The organism is Moraxella marmotae (genome assembly GCF_042219885.1).
Classification (GTDB): Bacteria; Pseudomonadota; Gammaproteobacteria; order Pseudomonadales; family Moraxellaceae; genus Moraxella; species Moraxella marmotae.
This window is the reverse complement of record NZ_JBHJHR010000002.1, coordinates 330,236-347,732: the sequence shown is the minus strand read 5'-3', so window position 1 is coordinate 347,732 and position 17,497 is coordinate 330,236. Positions and strand designations below refer to the sequence as shown.

14 protein-coding genes are annotated in these 17,497 nt (G+C 46.5%); 4 read left to right on the top strand and 10 right to left on the bottom strand.

Annotated features, from left to right (window positions below):
- Positions 1–31: 31 nt before the first annotated feature.
- Positions 32–883, bottom strand: coding sequence for a tRNA (guanosine(46)-N7)-methyltransferase TrmB (trmB, locus tag ACFBZI_RS01800; protein WP_375714758.1), 852 nt, complete (start codon positions 881–883; stop codon positions 32–34).
- 129 nt (positions 884–1,012) lie between these two features.
- Here trmB and ACFBZI_RS01795 point away from each other — a divergent pair, with 129 nt between their 5' ends.
- Positions 1,013–1,948: a DUF2628 domain-containing protein gene (locus ACFBZI_RS01795; protein ID WP_375714757.1), complete on the top strand. Its 936-nt coding sequence runs from the start codon at positions 1,013–1,015 to the stop codon at positions 1,946–1,948.
- Positions 1,949–2,071: 123 nt separating this feature from the next.
- Here the strand turns inward: ACFBZI_RS01795 and ACFBZI_RS01790 are convergent, their stop codons facing one another.
- The 6 genes from ACFBZI_RS01790 to gmk form a co-directional block, all read right to left on the bottom strand.
- Complete coding sequence (locus ACFBZI_RS01790; protein ID WP_375714756.1) at positions 2,072–4,363, bottom strand: primosomal protein N'; 2,292 nt, start codon at positions 4,361–4,363, stop codon at positions 2,072–2,074.
- Positions 4,364–4,372: 9 nt separating this feature from the next.
- On the bottom strand, positions 4,373–5,278 hold the full coding sequence (locus tag ACFBZI_RS01785) for a Dyp-type peroxidase (RefSeq protein WP_375714755.1): 906 nt from the start codon (positions 5,276–5,278) through the stop codon (positions 4,373–4,375).
- Positions 5,279–5,546: 268 nt separating this feature from the next.
- Positions 5,547–5,927, bottom strand: a complete 381-nt coding sequence (locus ACFBZI_RS01780; protein WP_375714754.1) for a Rid family detoxifying hydrolase — start codon at positions 5,925–5,927, stop codon at positions 5,547–5,549.
- A 252-nt stretch (positions 5,928–6,179) separates the two neighbouring features.
- Complete coding sequence (locus tag ACFBZI_RS01775) at positions 6,180–8,384, bottom strand: RelA/SpoT family protein (protein WP_375714753.1); 2,205 nt, start codon at positions 8,382–8,384, stop codon at positions 6,180–6,182.
- 342 nt (positions 8,385–8,726) lie between these two features.
- The gene (rpoZ, locus tag ACFBZI_RS01770) at positions 8,727–8,999 is read right to left on the bottom strand and encodes a DNA-directed RNA polymerase subunit omega (RefSeq protein ID WP_375714752.1); all 273 of its coding nucleotides are present in this window, start codon (positions 8,997–8,999) and stop codon (positions 8,727–8,729) included.
- A 157-nt stretch (positions 9,000–9,156) separates the two neighbouring features.
- Positions 9,157–9,771, bottom strand: a complete 615-nt coding sequence (gene gmk, locus ACFBZI_RS01765; RefSeq protein ID WP_375714751.1) for a guanylate kinase — start codon at positions 9,769–9,771, stop codon at positions 9,157–9,159.
- A 289-nt stretch (positions 9,772–10,060) separates the two neighbouring features.
- On the opposite strand from gmk, the gene ispH reads away from it, so the two are divergent.
- Positions 10,061–11,002 (top strand): 4-hydroxy-3-methylbut-2-enyl diphosphate reductase, encoded by a 942-nt coding sequence (ispH, locus tag ACFBZI_RS01760; protein ID WP_375714750.1) that lies wholly within the window; start codon positions 10,061–10,063, stop codon positions 11,000–11,002.
- Between the two features lie 7 nt (positions 11,003–11,009).
- Positions 11,010–12,773, top strand: coding sequence for a single-stranded-DNA-specific exonuclease RecJ (gene recJ, locus ACFBZI_RS01755; protein WP_375714749.1), 1,764 nt, complete (start codon positions 11,010–11,012; stop codon positions 12,771–12,773).
- 121 nt (positions 12,774–12,894) lie between these two features.
- Here the strand turns inward: recJ and ACFBZI_RS01750 are convergent, their stop codons facing one another.
- Both ACFBZI_RS01750 and queE read right to left on the bottom strand, forming a co-directional pair.
- On the bottom strand, positions 12,895–13,545 hold the full coding sequence (locus tag ACFBZI_RS01750) for a trimeric intracellular cation channel family protein (protein WP_375714748.1): 651 nt from the start codon (positions 13,543–13,545) through the stop codon (positions 12,895–12,897).
- A 155-nt stretch (positions 13,546–13,700) separates the two neighbouring features.
- Positions 13,701–14,420 carry a 7-carboxy-7-deazaguanine synthase QueE gene (gene queE, locus ACFBZI_RS01745; protein WP_375714747.1) on the bottom strand — a complete coding sequence of 240 codons (720 nt, stop codon included), beginning with the start codon at positions 14,418–14,420 and terminating at the stop codon, positions 13,701–13,703.
- A gap of 524 nt (positions 14,421–14,944) precedes the next feature.
- Between queE and ACFBZI_RS01740 the strand changes: the two genes are divergently transcribed.
- Entirely contained in the window at positions 14,945–16,309 is a 1,365-nt protein-coding gene (locus ACFBZI_RS01740) for a diaminobutyrate--2-oxoglutarate transaminase (protein WP_375714746.1), read from the top strand.
- Positions 16,310–16,375: 66 nt separating this feature from the next.
- Here the strand turns inward: ACFBZI_RS01740 and ACFBZI_RS01735 are convergent, their stop codons facing one another.
- Positions 16,376–17,431: a PD-(D/E)XK nuclease family protein gene (locus ACFBZI_RS01735; RefSeq protein ID WP_375714745.1), complete on the bottom strand. Its 1,056-nt coding sequence runs from the start codon at positions 17,429–17,431 to the stop codon at positions 16,376–16,378.
- Positions 17,432–17,497 lie beyond the last annotated feature (66 nt).

Below are 17,497 nucleotides of genomic sequence, written 5' to 3'. Positions count from 1 at the left end.
GAATAAAAACAATCAAATCAATCTTTGATGGTCAATCGTCTTTTGGGGTGGTTTTTAGATAAATCAAATCCCACACGCCATGGCCGTGCGTCATGCCACGCTGCTCAAATTTGGTCAAAGGGCGAAAATCAGGGCGTGGGGTAAAATTGCCCTTGCCGCTGTGATTGATAAACTCTGGCATGCTGTCTAACACTTCAAGCATCCAAAACGCATAATGCTCCCAGTCGGTGGCGGCGTGGAACTTGCCGCCAAGTTTTAGCACACGAGCGACTTTTGCCATGCGGTCGTGGGTAACGAAACGGCGTTTATAATGACGCTTTTTTTGCCATGGGTCAGGAAAATACAGCTGCAAAGTGTCCAGATGATTGTCAGGCAGATTATCCAATAGGGCGATGGCGTCGCCGTTGATGACTTTTAGGTTGGTCAATTGATATTCATCTGCCAAAAAAGTTAGGCGGCCGATACCTGGCTCATGCACTTCGATGCCGATAAAGTTGGTTTCTGGGGCGTTTTTTGCCATCTCAAGCAGGCTATCACCCATGCCAAAACCAATCTCCAGCGTCAAAGGAGCGATCGCACCATTGGGGCTGTCGGCAAACAAAGCACGCAAATCGTTAATGCCAGCGACATCGCCCAATTTGCCAAGCTCGCCTGTGGGATTGACATAAATATGGGCGTAGCGAGTATCCAGCAGTGCCTGCTCACAATGCTGGCTCATGTGCGTACGGCGTTTCATAAAGGTGTTGATTTTGCGAAATTGCTCAGGCGTCTGTGCCAGCTTGGCAAGGCGTGTGCTGATTTCTTGGGTGTCAATTTGGCTGTCGGTTGCTTTGTCGTCAATCGGCAGCGTTTGAGTGGTGGTTTGGGGTGTTGAATTTGTCATAAAAGGGCGTAAAATAGAGAATCACAAAACCGCCCATTATAAAGAATATCGGGTCTAACCGCAAGCTGGCAAACTTTGGCTTGCTGGGCAATTTGTCAAAACCTGCTAAATCCGCTAAAAAGAGCCATTATGTTTCGTTTACCGTTTTTGGAAGATACCACGCCGCCGCCATTTTACCAAAGTCAGCTCAATGACGATGAGCGGACTCGCCTAGACAGATGGTTTATTGGTCATCGTTCGCAGGCGTATTATCTCAAACGATTTGCCCAGTTTGACCAAGCAGGGCAAATGCACGCACGCTGGAATTGGGCGGCATTTTTTATGACTTTTGGTTGGCTGCTGTATCGTAAACGCTATTTGGATTGTGTGGTGTATTGCGTGGCGGGTTGGTCGTTTATTAAGGTCAATATTGTTATTATTTTGGCAATTTGTGAATATTTGCTCATCGGTCAATTTGCCGAATCTTATCAATGGCCGCTGCGTATCGCCATCGGTGCTGCGGTGTGGCTGTTTTGGGCAAGTATGGTGGCACGCTGGGCGGACGCTTATTATTATCGCATGGCACGCCGTGAGATTGCCGACGCTTTGGCGTTATATCCACAAGATAAAGATGCCCAAAAACAGCACCTAAAACAAGAAGGCGGCGTAAGTCTGGTTGGGCTGTCGGTGGCGTTGTCGATGTTTGGTGTGCTGTTGGCGATTTTTGTGGGGCAGTTTATGCCGATGTATGTCAAGCAGCAAGAGCAAAAACTGCTGCTTGATGTGTACACTCAAGCCAGTAGCGTGGCAAGACAGGTTGATGGTATCATAGCCAATACAGGACAATGCCCCGCTGATTTGCTGATTGATCGCATGACCGATCACGCCGATATTGCGGTGGTCAGCCATGCCGATGGTATCGCCACGGACTGTGCGGTGGTGGCGACAGTGTCTGATGTCGGTTATCCGCTTGGTTATCTGAACGGACGCAAGCTGACCATCTACCGCACGCCCACCGATAACAGCTTGTGGCGTTGCCAAACTTCTTTGAGCAAAAAACAAACGCCCAAACGCTGCCTAGATTAGACTAGCGAAATTGGCACTGATGGCTGATTTGCTTGATTGCTTACTTTTTATCAGTTGTCAACAGTTGCCAATTGCCAGCTATCAGTTATTAATTTTAATTGATAATTCATCAAAACACCACAATCACCAACCCATCGGATCGACATCAATACTCAGCCGTACCGATTTGCTGCTGGGTAGAGCAAGCACGGTTTGCCACCAAGTCGCCAAAAACTGATGCAGCACTGGGCGATTTTTTGACAAAATCAGCATCTGCACCTGATAGCGGTTGTTTTTTTTGGTCATCGGTGCATCGATGGGGGCATTGATGGCAAAAGGGTGCTGCTTGGGTAGGTGTTGCTTGGCAGCGATGATGGCATGTTTGGCTTGCTGATAATTGGGGCTTTCGGCACGAATCAGTACCGCATGGCTATAAGGCGGCAGTCCCAGCTGTTGCCGTTCGTTTAAGAGTCGCTCGGCAAAGGCGTGATAGCCTTGCTGCACAAGATTTAGTAGTAGTGGGTTGTCTGGCTGGAGCGTCTGAATCAGCACCGTGCCGGCTTTTTTGGCACGCCCTGCACGCCCAGCGACCTGTATGATGCGTTGGGCGGTATGCTCAGGCGAGCGAAAATCTGGCGACAAAAACCCCAAATCGGCATCAGCAATCACCACCAAAGTAACATTTTCAAAATGATGCCCCTTGGCGATCATCTGTGTGCCGACCAAAATGGCAGGCTGCCCTGTGTGAATCTGAGCCAGTGTCTTATCCCACGCACCCTTTTTTCGCATGGTGTCTTTGTCAATTTGTAAAATCGGATAAGTGCTGTGGCTGATTTGTGGATTGGCAAATAAAGCGTGCAAATGCTCGACCAGCCGTGTCGTGCCTGTGCCGATGGTATCCAGATTGTCGCTGTGGCAAACAGGACAGGTGTGTGGCATGGCGGTCTGATAACCGCAATGATGACAACGCAGCAAGCTGTGCATCGGTTGTAAGTTGTTTTTATGCACCGTCAGATGGGCATCGCAATTTGGGCAGTCTGCCTGATGGCCGCAGGCTTGGCAAATCAATATCGGTGCATAGCCACGCCGATTCAAAAACACCAAAACCTGCTCGCCACGCAGCAGATGGTTTTTCATGGTTTGTACGGTGGTAGCAGACAAGGTGGTATCGCTTAGATTGCCATCAGTGTGTAACGCCCAAGACGACCCCAGTCGCATATCCACCAGTTGCATGGTGGCAAAGGTGGCATCACCTGCTCGCTGGGTGAGCTTGAGATGTTGCAATTTGCCATCTTTGATGAGCTTTAGTTGTTCTAGGCTTGGCGTGGCAGTACCTAAAACGATGGGGATTTTGGCAAATAAGGCTCGCACCATCGCCACATCGCAGGCGTGATAGCGTAGATGGTCTTGCTGTTTATAAGAAGTGTCGTGGGCTTCATCGATGATAATCAGCCCAAGATTATCAAAAGGATACAGCACGCTTGAGCGTGTGCCGATGATGATTTGGGCATTTGCCAAGCGACAATCTTGCCAGCCTTGCAGCCGCTCGCCATCGCTCATACCAGAGTGCAGCACGCAGATGGCAGCGTCAAACCGTGCAGCAAAGCGGTGCTGAGTTTGTGGTGTCAGTCCAATCTCAGGGACGAGTATCAACACCTGCTTGCCTGATGACAGCACATGCTGCATCGCTTGTAGATAGACTTCGGTCTTGCCAGAGCCTGTGATACCGTCCAACAAAAACCCTTGATAACAACCTGCATCACAGGCTTGACAGATGGCGGCTAGGGCATGGCTTTGTTCGTCATTGGCAGTCAGTGGCGTCTGGCGTAGACAAGCCTTGGGCGGACGCTTGGCAGTGGCATCATCGGTACGCTCATCACGGACAATCAAACCTTTTTTGACCAAAGCATTTAGGCTGGCACGAGTTGCCCCCATGCCGATTAACGCCGATTCACTGATGCCATCACGACAAGCGATGATTTGCTCAAGCAGTTGCCGCTGTTTTTTGGCGGTCTTGGATAACTGGCTCACATCATCGCAGATGGCACGATAATAACCAGTGGCGGCATTGATGGGCTTGCCTTGATTAATCAGTGTCGGCAGCATGACCGAATAGACATCGCCCAAAGGGTGGTGATAATACTTCGAAAGCCAATTGGCCAGCTTAAGCAGCTGATGATTAATAATCGGCGTGCTGTCCAAGATTTGCTTGATGGCTTTGAGCTTGTGCATCAAGACACTGCTGTCATCTATGGCGATATGACCGACCACCACACCGACCAGCGTCCGATGACCAAACGGCACCAACACACGCACACCGATGGCAGGCATGGGCAAATCGGCAGGACACAGATAATCAAAAAAATCCCCCACTGGCACGGCTAAGGCGACTTGAGCAAGTAGGGCGTGCATGGACTGGTGGGGGTGATGGCTCATGGTGCAGGCTTAGAGATTTTGTAGGCGTTCGACCGACGGTGCGTAATAATACGCCCCTGATACAGCCGTGCTGACATGCTTCAGTAGCAAATCGGTCTTGCCGTCTGTCTCGCCAAACATACTGAGCAGCTGTGCTTCGATATTCCACAGGCGAGCGGCATAAGCGATAAACATCAAGCCGTGTTCGCCAGTTACCGTGCCGTACGGCAGGCTACGACGCACGATTTCTAGAGTTTTGCCGTCTTCTTTGAGATTGGTACGCCCCAGATGCGAGTCTGGCAGCCGCTCGGATTTGTCAAATTCGATATTGTCCGCCTTACTGCGACCGACACAGGCTTCTTGGCGATGCACTGGCAGGGTGTCCCATTTGTCCAAATCGTGGCGATATTTTTGTAACAAAACATAGCTGCCGCCAGCGTCCGCACCGTCTTTGATGATGGCGACATCACAGATAGCGTCGCCCTGCGGGTTTTCAGTGCCATCAACAAAACCTTCTAAGCCACGATCTTCGACCCAGCGAAAACCGTGCGTCTCGCTTTTGATGGTGGCGATATTTTTAAAAATTACCACCAACGCCTTGGCAAGACTAAAATTGACATCATGACGCAAAGACTGGATATGAAATAAAACATCGTGCTGGGTGGCAGGTGCTAGGCCGCCACCCAATGGACGAAATGGCTTGATTTGACTGCCTTCATCGCTGTGATTAAACGCTTGCCACGCCGTCGCTCCAAAGCCAATGCTCAAACCCAGCGATGCGTCGGCATAGTGTTGCTTGAGTTCATCAAGCACCTGCAAGGCTTGGCGGCAAGCATCGGCGATGGCAGCGGTGTCGGCAGTACAAAAGTCTGCTTCCATAAAAATACCTGCACGACAATGATCAAAAATGATGGCAGACTGTGCGGTGGCTGTCATAATTTATCCTTAAAATTCATAAACTTACAAATCTTTTCACAAATAAAACTTGGGCGTTGAATGTGTCAAATGTTTGCCACCAAGGTAATTTGCCCAGTGGCGACTTCTTGGCATTATAACAAAATATCCCAAAATCCGCCAAATCTTACACAAAAAGCCCTTGGAAACCCAAAGGCTTTGATGGTGATTTGGCGATAAATTGGCTGTCAAAAAATGCCAAATCGTGTCAAATCGTGCGATAATGGCAAATTTTGTCAACTAATACCAATTACGCCAAATGTAAAATGGCTTCAATCTCAACCACGCCACCTTTTGGCAAAGCAGCAACCTGCACCGCTGCACGAGCAGGGTATGGGGCGTTTAGACGGCGGTTAAATACTTCGTTAAGCGTCGCAAAATCTGCCAAATCGGTCAATGACACATTGAATTTTACCGTGTCGTTTAGGCTGCCACCAGCAGCTGCAGCGATGGCTGCCAGATTGTCCATGGCTTGTTCAGCCTGTGCCAAAAAGCCGTCTTTTAGCTCCATCGTGGCAGGGTCTAGACCTAACTGACCTGAAATATAGACAGTGTTGCCGACCTTGACCGCTTGTGAATAAGTGCCTACCGCTGCAGGGGCGTTGTCGGTATGAATGATTTGTTTGCTCATGATGATTCTCTTTATTGTTAAGTTAATTGATAATGTAAATTAATATTGATAAATTAATATCTGATTAAAAATTTAACAACCGTCTCAATTGTCAAAATATCAAAAATTGCCAACATTGTTAAAATGGTTCATAAAATCGCCAGATAAATGGCGAATTTTGCTTATCATAAAACACTTGTTATGCCAAATTCAAGCGATTTTCAGCGATAATTTGCCGATGCCTTTATGATTAACACAAGCCATCAATATCAATCATTGATACAGTCGCATGATGTTTGGATAGCCGAGCAGATTTCGCAGTTTTTCGATGCCTTCTGCCAAATGCTGGCGTGAGCGGACAATCACACGCAAGGTTGTGGTACCGACTTTGCCGTCTTTGTCCATTTTATCGGCTTTGTTGTCGGCCTTGACTTGGGTTTGCTCGACACCGATGTTTAAGGCACGCATTTCATAGATGACTTGGCTGATTTGCTCTTCGTTGAGCATGGCGTAGATACGCAGCATTGCAGGAAAACGCAGGGCGTTGGACTGCTCGACCATGGCAGTTGCTGGCTTCCAGTTGAGCTGAATAATCTGATAAGGGTTGTCGGCACGCACCGCTTGCAGTGAGTAGCACTTGTGGCGATGCACCACCAAGCCTTGGCGAGACAGATGGCCGACAATGTGATCGCCATAGATGGGGTTACAGCAGCGGGCAAAGTCCACTTCCACGCCCTTAATGCCAGCCAAAAGATGCTTGGAGCGAGTGATTTCGTTACCATCGGCGTGATCAATCTCTTCACTAAACAAGCGAGATACCACCAGTTGCGGCAATAGCACGCCTGTCGATAGCTGCATAAACAGCTCATCGGCGGTATTGATACCACGCCATTTTAGGATATTTTGCCAATCGCTGTCGTCCAGATCGTCGATGCGTTTGCCATAAGTATTCAAGGCACGATCAAGGGCTTGTTTGCCGTATTGGATTTGTTGGTCTTTGGGCAGGCGTTTTAGGAATTTTAAAATCTCACTGCGAGCTTTGTTGGTCGCCACAAAGCCCAGCCATTCAGCTCTTGGTGTGGCGTTTTTGTCCGTATCGATGCTCACGGTATCACCATCGGCAAGCACCAATCCCAGCTTGCCATGCTCGTTATTAATGTCCGCTCCAGTAGCGATGTTGCCGATGGCAGGACCGACAGCATAGGCAAAGTCCAGTGCCGTTGAGCCACGGGGCAGCTCATAAGCACGACCTTTGGGACTGTAGCAGACGATTTTGCGTTCGTGCAGATAGCTGATCAGCTCTTCGATGATGGCGATTTGGATATCATCGCCTTCGTGGTTGCCATGCCCAGCATTTGCCAAGTCTTGCATATTTCTAAGGCTCGCCTGAATCACCGACTGACTGACGCCAGTATGCTCGTTACTGATGATGCCAAGGCGTGCCGCTTCTTGCATACGCTGGGTCATTAGCGTGATTTTGATGTGATTATAATCCCGATCATAAAATAAGGTCAAAGACTGATTGCCGCCTGCTAAAGGCTTGCGGATATTGTCCTGAATGTAGCGATCGCCGATTTGGTATTTTTGGATTAAGTGAGCGGCAAGTTTATCACAAGATTCAATATCTTTTAGGATAACTTCAAAATCATACTGGCGAATCAGTTGGCTGATTTGTCCACGGTTTTTGAAAAATTGGCGGTACATCGAAGCACGGTTATCCAGCACTTGCACATTGCCGTCCAGATTGAGATAGCCAAGCAGATTTTGTAAATAAGTGCTAATCTCAGTTTTTTGAAAATTACGCCCCAAACCGTGCTGCAAAAGTTTGTCAGTAAACTTGTTGTACATGGCAGGATTTAGGTTGCGATAGCACAGCAGCTCGATATAATCAGCGATGTTATTTAACCCCATCAAGCGAGCAAACGGCACATAAAAATCCAAAGTCTCAGTGGCGGTGCGTTTTTGTTTTTCTTCGCTGACGGCATCGAGCGTGGACATATTGTGCAGGCGGTCGGACAATTTGACAATCAGCACACGGGGGTCAATCAGCGTGGCGGTTAAGATTTTATGAAAAGTGGCGGCTTGGCTTTGTTGTTTGCTCATGCCTGATGATTTGAGTTTGGTGACGCCATCGACCAGCTGCGAGACGATTTTGCCAAATTCTGCCGTGAGCATCTCATCGGTCACTTCGGTATCTTCGACCGTATCATGTAAGATGGCAGCGATGATGGTATCTCGATCTAGGCGAAATCCTGCCAAAATCTCCGCCACAGCGATGGGGTGGGTGATGTACGGCTCGCCAGATTTGCGTTTGTCCTTGATGTGAGCCACATCGCCAAAATGACACGCACGCAGCACATCGGCACGCTCATCTTTGGACAAATAGGCGACGGCACGCATCAGACTGTCTCGAGCTTCGTCCACTAGGGGGTGGCTTAGGTGGGTGGGAATGTCATGTGGGTGATAGCTGTCTAACATAGATGGCTCACGGTCTGGTGGATATTTATTGCCATGCCAATAAAAATTTAAGCAAAATTTAGTTAAACTCAACCAAATTACTCAAATAAAGGCACAGCAACGCTAACATGGCAAAAACTTACCATTAGTATAATAAATCACTTTGTGGGGTTGTTGTCAATATATTGATGGTTGATTTTATGAAATTCATCATTTGATTGATTAGTATTTGTGCCATTTTGTTATATTATAAAATTTGTTATTTGATAAAAATTGTGTTGCAAAAATGGTATCTTTGTTAATGGTTGCTAATAACTGCTAACAAAAAAGCCATGCTAAACATGGCTTTGATGGGTGTTGAGATTATAGGGTGTTACCCAATTGCTCAGGGGTAATCTCAAAAGATTGCATGGATTTGCTGTACAAATCTTCGTCTGGCTCGTCCAAAATCTCACGGCTGACATTACCAGCGGCAATCTCACGCAATGCCAGTACGGTTGGTTTGTCGTTGTCCACGGCAACCGTTGGCTCAACTTTACCATTGGCAAGCTGGCGAGCGCGCTTACTTGCTACCAAAATCAGCTCAAAGCGGTTATCGACATTTGCCAGACAATCTTCGATCGTTACTCGTGCCATAGGTTTTCTCTCAAATAAAATAACAATCTTTTATTATAGCAAGATTTTTTGGGTTTTTTAAGTACTTATTGCTAATTTTTCTGCCTTGGGCAAAATTTGACCAAAAAGTCGCAAAATATCGGTCGGTGTATCAGCATTACTTAGCATCAAACGAACATCAATCGGCAAATAACCCAGCAATCAGTGCTGCATTACGCACGCTTTGGGCGTTTAGCGTCAAGCGGTGGCTTTTGATGATGGTTTGTAAATCTGCCAAAGCGGTCTCAAAATCGTCATTAATCACCACATAGTCAAATTTGTCGTATTGACGCATCTCAGTCAGCGAACCTGCCAAGCGTTTTTCGATGACTTCTTGGCTGTCTTGCCCACGACCAGATAGGCGAGTACGCAGGGCATCACGACTTGGCGGCAGAATAAAAATCATCACCGCATCGGCAAATTTTTGCTTAACTTGCAATGCCCCTTGCCAGTCAATCTCCAAAATCACATCAACGCCTTTTGTTAATAAGTCGCTGACCGCTTTTTGGCTTGTGCCGTAGTAATTGTCAAAAACTTGGGCATATTCCAAAAATGCCGACTCGCCAATCAGCGTCTCAAATGCCGCTTTATCAACAAAATGATAATGCACGCCGTCCGTCTCGCCAGGGCGGGGGCTGCGAGTGGTGTGCGAGATGCTGACGGTGAGATTGTCGGTGCGATCAAGCAGCTGTTTGACCAAGGAAGTCTTGCCTGTGCCAGAAGCGGCGGTGATGATAAACAGTTTGCCAATCATGTGATTCTCCATGCATATCTTTATAAAAGCGGTATGCAAATTGATATATTGATATAAAGCCTTATGTAAATCTTTATACAAAATCAATTTATATAAAATAAAATTAATGCAAATAAGCGACTGCCATCAAGCCCAATCGCTTGGGCGGCAGCTGATGGTTTATTTTACCACTTTTCACACTTTGCCACAAAAAATTCTTTAAAAAGTGATTTGGCGTTAGGTTTATTGAGCCAAATTTGATAAAATGCATGGATATTTTGATGAATTTTGACAAATTTTGAGTAATTCGATGAAAATTTTATTAGCCAACCCACGGGGATTTTGTGCAGGCGTGGATCGAGCCATTGCCATTGTCAATGAAGCCTTACGCCGTTTTAATCCGCCCATTTATGTCCGCCATGAAGTCGTTCATAACAAATTTGTGGTCGAAGATTTGGCTCGCCGTGGTGCGGTGTTTGTTGAAGAATTGGACGAAGTGCCAGATGGGGCGATTGTGATTTTTTCGGCACATGGCGTCAGTAAAATGGTCGAAGACGAAGCGGCACGCCGTGATTTGACGGTGTTTGATGCCACTTGTCCGCTGGTGACTAAGGTGCATATCGAAGTGGGCAAATTTGCCAAAGAAGGCATGGACGCCATCTTGATTGGTCATGCTGGACACCCTGAAGTGGAAGGCACGATGGGGCGGTTTGATGGCAGTTTTGGCGGTCGTATTCATCTGGTCGAAGATGTCGAAGATGTGGCAAATTTGCAGTTTGACCAAGACAAACCGCTGGCGTTCGTTACCCAAACCACCTTATCGATGGACGATACGGCAAATGTGATTGATGCTTTAAAAGACAAATTCCCCGCCATCAATGCCCCACGCAAAGACGATATTTGTTATGCCACCCAAAACCGCCAAGATGCCGTCAAAATGCTGTCCAAAAAATGCGATGTCGTGCTGGTGGTTGGCAGTCCAAATTCCAGCAATTCCAACCGCTTGCGTGAGCTTGCCGAGCGTATGGGCAAGCGTGCGTATTTGATTGACAATGCCGCCCAGATGGACAAAGCGTGGTTTGACCAAGTTGATTATGTCGGTGTAACTGCAGGGGCATCAGCACCAGAGATACTGATCCAAGAAGTGCTAAAAACGCTGCAAGACTGGGGTGCTGACACACCAATGGAGCTGTCTGGTATCGAAGAGAATGTTACATTCAGCTTACCAAAATCACTAACCAAGGCAGGATAGGCAGATAATGGCACACTTAGCACTGACACCAAGGCTCAATGAGTTGCCATCGTCCAATCTTTTGGCACAGACTGGCTATCCAGCACTGGCACGAGTGTTACAAGCACGGCAAATCGATGACATCAGCCAGCTGGATACGCAGTTGTCGCAGTTGTTGCCAGCGGCGGATTTGCTGGGCATTGATACCGCCATTTCGCTGATTGATGCGGCGATTGACCATCAAGATAAGATACTCATCGTGGGCGATTTTGACTGCGATGGGGCGACCAGTACAGCACTGATGGTGCGTTCGCTACGGCAGATGGGGGCGGTGGTGGATTTTTTGGTGCCAGATCGCTTTAAGTTCGGCTATGGCTTGACGCCGCAGATTGTTGATTATGGCGTGGCACGCTACCAACCCAAACTCATCATCACGGTGGATAATGGCATCTCAAGCCACGAAGGTGTCGAGCAGGCACATCGGCTGGGCGTTAAAGTGGTGATTACCGATCACCATTTGACCACCAAGCCATCACCGCCTGCCGATGCGGTGGTCAATCCCAATCAACTGGGCTGTGGTTTTGGTAGTAAATGCTTGGTCGGTGTCGGTGTGGCGTTTTATGTCATGGGCAGACTTGCCAAATATCGCCGAGAGCAGGGCAAATCCACCGCCAATGTCGCCCAATATTTGGATTTGGTGGCACTGGGTACGGTGGCGGATTTGGGCGTGCTTGACCGCAATAACCGCATTTTGGTCACTCATGGCTTGGCACGGATTCGCCAAGCACAGTGCGTTATTGGCATTTTGGCAATCTTAGAGCAGGCAGGGCGGCAGCATCAGAGCATCACCAGCGAAGATTTTGGCTTTGCCATCGCACCACGGATTAATGCTGCTGGGCGTATGGACGATATGCGTATCGGCGTTGAGTGCTTGCTGGCGGACGATTGGCAGACGGCACACCGCTTGGCAATGGAGCTAAATAAGCTCAATCACGCACGCCGTGCCGTTGAGATGAGTATGAAAGATGATGCCGTTGCCATTATCGAAACTTTGCCAGCACTCAACGAAGGCGATGCTCACAAATCCATGGTACTGTATCAAGACGACTGGCATCAAGGCGTCATCGGCATCGTGGCAGGACGACTCAAGCAGCAGCTGTATTGTCCGTGCATTGTCTTTGCTCCAGCGGATACCGATGCCATCGCTGATGACGATGCCATCAAAGGTTCGGCACGCTCCATTGCTGGCGTGCATATCCGTGATGTCATCGAGCGTGTGGCTTTTGAATATCCTGATTTGATTGAGCATTTTGGCGGTCATGCGATGGCGGCAGGATTGACGCTAAAAAAATCCAACTTTGAGCGTTTTGCCAAGGCATTTGCCGAGCAGATGGCACAGTTTGACGATGCGTTATTTTGCGAAGAGCAATTCACCGACGGCACTTTGACGCCAGATGAATTTAGCTTGCGATTTGCCGACACTCTACAAAATATCAGCGTCTGGGGCAATGGCTTTACGCCGCCAGCGTTTGACGGTGAATTTGAAGTGCTAAACCATCGTGTGCTAAAGGACAAACACCTAAAATTGACCCTAAAAATGGCAGGCGTGCAATATCCGATTGATGCGATTTGGTTCAATTATCAGCCACAAAACTGGGATTATCGAGCGGCAAGTGTGCATATTTTGTACACTTTGGACATCAACGAATGGCAGGGCAGCCAAAACCTACAACTGATTATCAAAGATTTGGCGGTAATGCAGATAGCGGCGTTAAATCCGCTTGGAGCATAGATGATTTTACCAGCTTAAGGCGATGGATTGATTTTGTTCCATTCAATCCATATCAATAAACTAACTTTAATCCATTGTACTTTAAATCAATTTAAATTTAATAATCAATTTGAAGTTAAAATTATGATGAGCGGTTGGATTGTCTAAGCTGAATCGATGGCAGATGCCAATCAAACCGCACTGCCATCATACGAACGCCAAAAATCGTCGCTAACGCCAGACTTTGCTTTATCCAGTCCGCCGTCCCAAATTTATCCAAAACCAAATACAGCGCCGAACCCAAAATACTGGCACTGATGTAGATTTCTTTTTGGAGTACCAGCGGAATTTCGTTACAAATCATATCACGCATGATGCCGCCTGCGATGCTGGTCATCACCGCCATCATGATGGCGATGGCAGGGTGAGCATCAAGCGATAACGCCACCGTCAGACCAATCACGCTAAACGCCGCCAAACCAATGGCATCAAAGAATTTTAGTGCCGCATCAATGTGCTGATGGCGGTGAAAGAACATTTGGCATAGGATTGATGTGATGCTAATCACAATGACATAGTTTAAATCCATCATCCAAAACAGCGGGTGGCGGTCGAGCATCAAATCACGAATCGTACCACCGCCAATGGCATTGACCATCGACACCAAAATACCACCAAATAAATCAAATCGCTTGTACATGGCAAGCGTCGTGGCGGCGATGGCACAGGCGATGACGCCGACCATATCCAGTAGATAAATTAATAAACTGGTATCAAAAAGCTCAACAATCATTATTATCCCTTTATGATTTCAAATCCGTCAAATCCATCAAATCGATTAAATCCGTCAAATCCATCAAGTTTATCAAATCCGTCAAAGCTGTTCATTCCGTCAAATTCGCCAATTGCCGTTTGTTCTGCTGCTTTTTGTCCTGTTTTTTTTGTTGCCTATTTGCCTTTGGCGTCTGCCCAGATGATTTTATGCAGCTGTATGCCAAAGCGAACTGGCAGGGCGTCCGCCAATATCCATTCTGCCAAATCGGTGGCGATGGTTGGCGTCTGGGCGTTGTTTTCGTGGATATTGAACATCGGCGATAGCCAGATTGTGCCGACTTTTTTATCCAAATCATATTTGGCAATCATCGCTGCCGCCCAATCATAATCGGCTCGGTCGGCGATGACGATTTTGATTTGGTCGTGATGGGTTAAGTGTGGCAAGTTATCCCATAGGTTTTTGTCCGATTCGCCAGATGATGGGGTTTTTAGATCCATGACTTTGGATACTGCAGGCGGCACATCGGCAACGGATAACGCCCCTGCGGTCTCAAGGCTAATCTCATAGCCTGATGCCAGCAGTTTATCCATCAGGGCGATGGCGTTAGGCTGTGCCAGTGGCTCGCCGCCTGTGATGCAGACACGCCGACAAGGATACTGGGCAATGTGCGACAAAATCTCATCAAGCCCCCAACGCTCACCGCCAGTGAACGAATAAGTGGTATCACAATACACGCAGCGTAACGGACAGCCTGTCAGTCGAATAAAAATGGTCGGCAAGCCAGATGCCAAGGCTTCACCTTGCAGCGAATAAAAAATTTCGGTCAGCTTTAGCCCAGCTTGCGGATCGGTGGTGGGGATTTTGGTGTTGCGTAAAGAGTGTTTATTTGTCACGGCGGTGGCTTAATCTTGCTAAATTATATGATAAAATACAGCGAAAATTTGGTTATTGTACCAAACAATTTAGGCAGATGGTAAATTTATTGTTGCTGTTTGTTGTTATTTTGCCACACTTGCTAAGTTGATTAAAAAATCCCTTTACATTCCCCAAAAACAGTGTATCATACGCCATGCAAAGATGATTGATTGTCTTTGCATTTTTCATAAAACTTAGTCGCTAACAAATTTAATTTATCATTGTCAATTAACGGTTTTTATGCACTGATAAATTTCAAAAAAGGTTTTAAGATAGTTAAAAATAGACAAATCTGATAGTAAGTTTGCTGTTTTATCAAAAACAGATAACCCAATATCAAACGATTGCACGGTGTATGCAAGAGTTTGTCTGCCATTTTTATTTGAATAATGATTAAAAAATTATTCAGTAAATCTTAGAACCTATACAGCAGTATAGGTTTTTTTTCGCCAAGCATGTTTATGCTTTTGTTTTTAACCCTTATCTGAGATGGTAATCCGATATGAGCGTTCACACCCCTGTAACCCCTGCACAAAATGCAACCAATGACTACTACTTGGCTCGTCAAGACCAGATGGAGTCGAATGTCCGTAGTTATCCACGCAAGCTGCCGCTTGCCATTGCCAAAGCCCAAGGTTGTTGGGTGACTGATGTTGAAGGTAACGAGTACCTTGACTGTCTTGCTGGTGCAGGCACGCTGGCACTGGGTCATAATCACCCAGCCACCATCAATGCCATCAAAGATGTGCTAGACAGTGGTCTGCCGCTGCATACTTTGGATATCACCACGCCGATTAAAGACGCATTTACCGAAAAACTGCTGTCATTTTTCCCACAAGATTTTGTATTGCAATTTTGTGGCCCAACTGGAGCGGACGGCACCGAAGCGGCGATTAAACTTGCCAAAACCTACACAGGTCGTGATAATGTCATCGCCTTTAGTGGCGGCTATCACGGCATGACGCACGGCTCACTTGCCATGACAGGCAATCTATCCGCCAAAGAAAAAGTCGGTAATCTGATGGCAGGCGTACAGTTTATGCCCTATCCGCACGAATACCGTTGCCCATTGGGTCTGGGCGGTGAAGCTGGTGTGGACGCACTGACTTATTATTTTGAAAATTTCATCGAAGATGTGGAAAGTGGTGTGGTTAAGCCTGCCGCTGTTATCCTAGAAGCCATTCAAGGTGAAGGCGGCGTCGTGCCTGCCCCTGCCAAATGGCTACAAAAAATCCGTGAAGTTACCGCCAAGCATGGCATTGTGCTAATCTTGGACGAAGTACAAGCAGGCTTTGCTCGCTCAGGCAAAATGTTCGCCTTTGAACACGCTGGCATCACCCCTGATGTGGTGGTAATGAGTAAGGCGGTGGGTGGCGGCTTGCCACTTTGTGTGTTGGCGATTAACAAGAAATTTGACGCATGGTCGCCAGCAGGACACACAGGCACATTCCGTGGCAATCAGCTGGCGATGGCGGCAGGCTATAATGTGCTAGAAGAAATCAGCAAAAATAACCTTGCCGAAAATTCACGCATTCAAGGTGAGTTTTTGCGTGATGAATTACAAAAAATCGCTGCCGAATATCCTTGCATTGGCCATGTGCGTGGTCGTGGTTTGATGACAGGCATTGAGATTGTCGATGAGCGTCAGCCTGCCGATCACATGGGTTCTTATCCTGCTGATGGTCAATTGGCAGCCGCTATCCAAAAGGCTTGCTTTAATAACAAGCTGCTTTTGGAGCGTGGCGGTCGTGGCGGCACGGTGGTGCGTCTGCTTTGCCCAATCACCATCACTCGTGAAGAATGCCAAGAAGTCATCGTCCGCTTTAAAAAGGCAGTGGCTGAAGCCTTGCAAGCGGTGCGTGGTTAAGCATTCATCAAATCGTTAATCAAACAAAAAAATGGCAAACTTTAGGGCTTGCCATTTTTTATTGCTTTATAAAGACAGTAAAAATTCATGATATTGTTTCATTTTTTTAATCATTTCATCAATACCAATGTAGTTGCCTGCATCATCAAGCCAATATTTATCAACAAATGCTACTCTTGTAAACTTGCCCATACCCAATCTTTTGGGTTTTGTAATTTTTAGAAATTTATCTTTTGCGGCATTGGGCAAACGCTCTGCAAATTCATCTCTCACCTCCCTTTTAATGCTTTTGTCTTTGTTATTTTGCTTATTTGTATCGCCAAGAAAAATGCCAAAAACCAGCTGTTTTTCATGAACAGCAAATAAAATCTTGTATTCGCCATGCTTACTTTGCCATTGTTTGCCTTTAAAATCTGCTGCCAAAAAACCGCCGCTACGTCTATCAACATAAAACCAATCTTCCAATAGGTTTAAATTGTCCAATTTTTGATAAAAACCTTCCCATTGACGCCATTCCCAATTCTCAGGGCTTGATTGTTCAAAGCTGTTGGTCTGATTTTCAATATCTTGTAAATTTTCCACAAAATCAATAAAGATGTCATTGCGAATACCGTCTTTGTGAATACTGTCTTTATATGAATTAAAATGCTCCAGTAAGTCTTGGCGAGTGATGGCTTTAAAAGCAGGGTGAATATTGGCTCGGACGTAGTTTGATTCGTTACCTGTTTTTAGATAGATGCCAGTAAAATTTTTATAGTTTTCTTTGGCGTGTTTGGTATAACGCTCCAATTGATTAGAATGCAAAGAACTGTTGGTTTTGCTTTCTATGATAAGATAAGTATTTTTGTTAATAATAATAAACAAGTCTATGGCGTTGCGTCTTTTGACGTTCTCGTTTTCCTTGTCTTCGGTAGAAAAAGTTTCTTGGGTTTTGACTTCGATGGTTGCAATGTCAATATTGATGCCCAGCCATTTTTGCAATAATGACACGGCACAATCGTGTAGTTGCTCATGGCTGTTTTTATAAACAGGATTGGCAAAATTAAATAACCATGCAAAAAATGCGTCTTGGCTCAATTCCTTATAAGCTAAGGCAAATAAGTTGTTTTTGGGTTGATTCATGTTTAATCCTTTTATAAAACACAATAAAAACCATTGTATCAAAAAATATGCCAAATAAAATTATTT

Coding starts and splice junctions, on each gene's coding strand:
- ACFBZI_RS01790 (WP_375714756.1), bottom strand. CDS start 4,363: ATGAGCCATCACCCCCACCAGTCCATGCACGCCCTACTTGCTCAAGTC.
- ACFBZI_RS01750 (WP_375714748.1), bottom strand. CDS start 13,545: ATGATTGTTGAGCTTTTTGATACCAGTTTATTAATTTATCTACTGGAT.
- rpoZ (WP_375714752.1), bottom strand. CDS start 8,999: ATGGCACGAGTAACGATCGAAGATTGTCTGGCAAATGTCGATAACCGC.
- gmk (WP_375714751.1), bottom strand. CDS start 9,771: ATGATTGGCAAACTGTTTATCATCACCGCCGCTTCTGGCACAGGCAAG.
- ACFBZI_RS01775 (WP_375714753.1), bottom strand. CDS start 8,384: ATGTTAGACAGCTATCACCCACATGACATTCCCACCCACCTAAGCCAC.
- ACFBZI_RS01780 (WP_375714754.1), bottom strand. CDS start 5,927: ATGAGCAAACAAATCATTCATACCGACAACGCCCCTGCAGCGGTAGGC.
- ispH (WP_375714750.1), top strand. CDS start 10,061: ATGAAAATTTTATTAGCCAACCCACGGGGATTTTGTGCAGGCGTGGAT.
- trmB (WP_375714758.1), bottom strand. CDS start 883: ATGACAAATTCAACACCCCAAACCACCACTCAAACGCTGCCGATTGAC.
- ACFBZI_RS01740 (WP_375714746.1), top strand. CDS start 14,945: ATGAGCGTTCACACCCCTGTAACCCCTGCACAAAATGCAACCAATGAC.
- recJ (WP_375714749.1), top strand. CDS start 11,010: ATGGCACACTTAGCACTGACACCAAGGCTCAATGAGTTGCCATCGTCC.
- ACFBZI_RS01735 (WP_375714745.1), bottom strand. CDS start 17,431: ATGAATCAACCCAAAAACAACTTATTTGCCTTAGCTTATAAGGAATTG.
- ACFBZI_RS01785 (WP_375714755.1), bottom strand. CDS start 5,278: ATGACAGCCACCGCACAGTCTGCCATCATTTTTGATCATTGTCGTGCA.
- ACFBZI_RS01795 (WP_375714757.1), top strand. CDS start 1,013: ATGTTTCGTTTACCGTTTTTGGAAGATACCACGCCGCCGCCATTTTAC.